The following is a 4,496-nucleotide window of genomic DNA, read 5'->3' on the forward strand; positions in this document are numbered from 1 at the left end:
TTCTTTAAATGCACCCAAACCTACCTATATAAGTGAATATATTAGTGTTTTGGGGCAGCTTTTTCTAGCAGGATATATAGATTTTGGATCTTATTGTGATGAAGATAGAAATAAAATAGATTATCCCTCAAACTTATCTTATTATAAAGAAGATAAATATCAAGCTTGGGTACATTTTAGAGATAATTTTTTTTATAAAGAAAGATTTATTAGAGAGTTGGATGATCTCGAGACATTAGATGAGAATGGATGTAGTTTTATTTTAGGTGATGTTTCTTGGGATACACCACAATATTGGTCACAATATAATATCTGGGTAGCAATAACCCCCAAAGGCACAAAATACTTCCAAGAAATCTTAGCTCCTAAATTTTACAACAAATACAAAGATCTAGAAGTAGAAATTGATGATAAGGGTAATATTATAAGGTGGATTGGAAAAATTAATAGATGATTTTATTTAAATTTTTATTTAAATAAAAAATCTTAAGTCGATATTTACTTAAAGGTAGATAATGAAAAATAAAGAATTTACTTGTCACTATATTTATCATCAAAACAATCTTAAAAACTTGATAGATAAATATTGCAAACAAGCTAAAAATATAGTTTTATATTGTAATAATTTTTCAAGAAAAAATATACTGAATTTAGCACTAACAGATTATGATATTGCTAAAGATTGTTATTATAGTTTAGATAAATACTTATATAATACTCTTAAAATATCTGCTTATAAAGGAAAAAAAGTTCAAATTTATGATTATTCTTATGAAAAATTTACCGATTCTAATAAGTTTAGCAATAATCCCTCAAACTTTACCATCACTCCTTTATCTTGTGATATGACAAGCATTTTGGATGATTTTGTAAAAGCCTTGGGAAAATCTGAAAATCAAACTATTTCAGAAACTATGACGCAAAAACTAGAAAAAGAGAACAAAAATATTGACTTTTTAATCATTTGCATTAATGAGAAATTAAAAATCCCTATACTTCAAAAGCTAAAATCATTCGATGAATATCAAAAATTAAACGAGTATAAACTAAATGAACAAATAGAGCTTGTCTTTAATGAATTAATACAAAATATTAAAGATATTCATGCAGAAGGTTATGAGCCTGTATATAAAACGATAATTAATATTTTTCTTAATATTGTCAATATCTTTAAATTAAAAGGCTTTTTAACAAAAACACAGCCATTGTTAGTTGTTGGCGATAGTGCTTTTGAGTTGCTAAAAGCTTATAAAGAAATTTCAAAGTGGGGTGAAGATAAATATTCTTATGCTATTTATAATGCCATTATAAAACTACTCATAAGTGATATTGGTTATATTTTTACTCTTTTTGAAAACAAAATTGATCATTATACTTTAATCATAGATGATAAAGTTCTTTTTGATTTTTCAGGCTTTGGAACAATAAAGAATCAATCATTAGCATATCATAAGCAAGATCTTGCAATTCATCTTCAATCAAACGAAGAAATTTTTAAAGATTTTCACAATAAAAAATTCTTAAAGCTCATCACCCAAAACCCCAAAGAAGAATTAATATTGCATAGTAGATATTCTATTAAAGAGGCACTTAAAAAACAAATGTCCCTTGATCAAAACAGACTAAGCTATATAGAAAGTCCGTATTTTAACTCTATTGCACTAGCTCAAATCATAAAAGATTTAAAGAGTGAAAAAAACGAATCTTATTATGCAAAAAATTTTCTCATCATTACAAATGCCCCACAAAAATATAATGCAGGACTTCACCAAAAGCTCACAGAAGAAATTTTTGAAAACACTATCATTTATCCAGATACCATAGAAGATGAAACACAAAACGATATTTTAATCAAAACTCCAAAAGACTACGATACAACGATAGATTATAGTAAATATAAAATCAATATTATTGATAATGAAAAAGATGCCTTTGTGCTTTCTTTAAGTCCTTTTATTCGCTTAAATTATCAAACCTATCAAAGCTTTGAAGATACAGTAAAAGAAAAAGAAGAGTTATTTAAAGATATTACAGATAACAATCTAGAAAATATATTTCAATATATGAATTTTATAAAAACTCCTAGTAATATCAATAAAATACATAATTATCATTATTTACAATCTATTTTTTATCAAGCAAATAATAAAAAAACTTTTTTAGAAAAACAAAAGCAATACTTTCAAGAAGGCATAGAATGCATAAGAACTTATATAGATAGTATCACCCATATTGCACAGCCTAAAATAGGTACTTACACAGGTGTGGTATACAAAGGAGAGAGTTTTGTAAAGAAAAGTGTATTTACTATCACAGATGTGATTTTACTTGCCTTAACCTATTATACGATAAAACATTTTTATTCTTTCATTCAAACTGATTTCCAAGCTTGGTGGAAATTGTTTTCAAATTATGAAAGTATACAAATAGAAGAGGAAGAAAGTATTAATATGCTTCCTATAAATGTCTTTTTAAACATAAATGAAGAAAAAATTCCCCTATGTTTTTCAAAACAACAAAAGGTTAAACTCGCAAAGAATGAAATTTTTTGTATAGAAGAATTTGTGGATTATTTAGAACAATTAAAAGATCATGAAATTAGTGATGAGGAAGATAGACAGTTTTTATCTTCCCTAAAAGAGCCTCAAAGTGAAAATCATCAAACCCAAGATGAAGCAGTGGAGTATAATCTAAAACAAATAAACGCATTGATTGAAAAAGAGAAAATATCAAACAAGAAAATCGATGATGAACTTGATGAATTGATAAAAGATATAGAAAAAAATAATATAAATAAAATTCCTTATAATCCGCAAAAAACTATAGTGGCTATGATGGATGTTTTTATAGATAAATTCTTTCCTTTTGCAGATTTTTTAAGAGCAGATGAATTTAAATTTGCTAAATTGCTTAGTAAAACCATTCTTAATTTTTTAACTCTTAAAACACAAAAAGCCTTTTATGAAAGTATAGGTATAAGTTATTTATTGTTTTTGATGACTCAATCAAGTATTCAAATGAAAAAGGTTAAAATACAAAATCAAGAACAATTTAATAAAAGACTTAAAAGATTAAATAAAATAGCCTTATTGGAACTTTGCTATATGCAAAAAAATAAAAACAAATACGAAGCTATTATGCTAGCAGATGATCCAAGCTTTAAAAAGCTAAAAAATCATGATGGTTTTAAAGATATAACAAATATCAGCAAAAAACAAATTTTTCAATATAAATTTAATTTTACTTTAAAAAATATTCGTAGTATTGCCAAAGAATCTTTCATATCTTTACCTCAAGCTATCATTACAGATTTGATCAATCAATTATGGATTAGCACATATGAACAAAGTAAAAAAGAACACGAAAGATTGCAATTTTTAAATTTTACTCATAAATATAATCCTCCTTATGTTTTAATGAAAAAACCTACAAATACACAAGAAGGATTCATCTCTTATCCTATGTTTATTAATAATACTTTTGTTTCTTTTAATTTTACTTCTATGTTTACAGGGGGAAAGCTACAAACAGGAGGTTTAGGAGAGAAAGAAACTTTATTTATTTATCATAAAGATGTAGGTGGTGCAAAAAGGGTAAGAAATTATCTTTTAAACAAACTTTTTGCGTATTTATGTTTAGATGAATTAAGATCAAAAACTGGTGATTTGAAAACCATAGAAGATATAGACTTTTTTAATACCTATTCTTATTTACATGATTTAGCTATAAAACCAAGACTTTTAAAACTAAAACATGAAGAAGATTTTTTAATCTCTGATTGTCTTAGTAAAACTCAAAAAGAAAACATACAAAAATACAACCAAAAACTACAAGCTATTAATAACGATGAAGCAAAAAGGGCTTTGTATGAAGAGTATAAAAGAAGCTGTGATAATGGTTTGAGCGAAAATTCTTTAAATCCTATAGATGCTTATCATCAATGTATGGATTATTTAGAAGATATGGATAATGATGTATTTAACACTAAAGCAACAAACAACACCCCTGATCCTTTAAAACATAGAAATTTCTTAAGGGCTTTAGATACCATAGGACAAAATAATATTAAGGCTTTGTATGTGGGGGTAAAAAAAGATAAAGAGGAAAAAGAATTAAAAATCAAGAATAGAAATAATTCTGATGATGAAAGATATATCAGTGAGAATAAAAATAAAGAAAATGGTAAACCACCAAAAATGATAGGCAGACTAGCCACTACTATCATTATGAAAAATGGTTTATGTATAGGTTAATTAAAGAAAGGAAAAACAATGAGTGATAATAATAAAGATGTTTATATAATATATGCTCCTAATGGAAGAGGGGTAGAGGTGGATAAAAAGACAAATAAAATATATTTTTCAGAAAATATTAAGCCTACAGGCAAATACACCCAAGAATATTCTAAAGCTTTGTTTGAAGCACACAATATCAAACAAAACTCCCCCTACAAAGACTATCAACCTAGATATTTAGATCCTAATCTTTACACAGGG

At 26.1% G+C, this 4,496-nt stretch carries 1 protein-coding gene and 2 pseudogenes; all 3 read left to right on the forward strand.

From position 1 onward, the window contains the following. Positions 1-454: pseudogene (locus L8X40_RS08155) on the forward strand (hypothetical protein); the annotation flags it as partial. Between the two features lie 61 nt (positions 455-515). Then, positions 516-4,253: a hypothetical protein gene (locus tag L8X40_RS08160; RefSeq protein WP_263667659.1), complete on the forward strand. Its 3,738-nt coding sequence runs from the start codon at positions 516-518 to the stop codon at positions 4,251-4,253. 18 nt (positions 4,254-4,271) lie between these two features. Then, a pseudogene (locus tag L8X40_RS08165) lies at positions 4,272-4,496 on the forward strand (hypothetical protein); the annotation flags it as partial.

This window comes from Campylobacter sp. CNRCH_2013_0855 (genome assembly GCF_025773025.1).
GTDB lineage: Bacteria > Campylobacterota > Campylobacteria > Campylobacterales > Campylobacteraceae > Campylobacter_D > Campylobacter_D jejuni_C.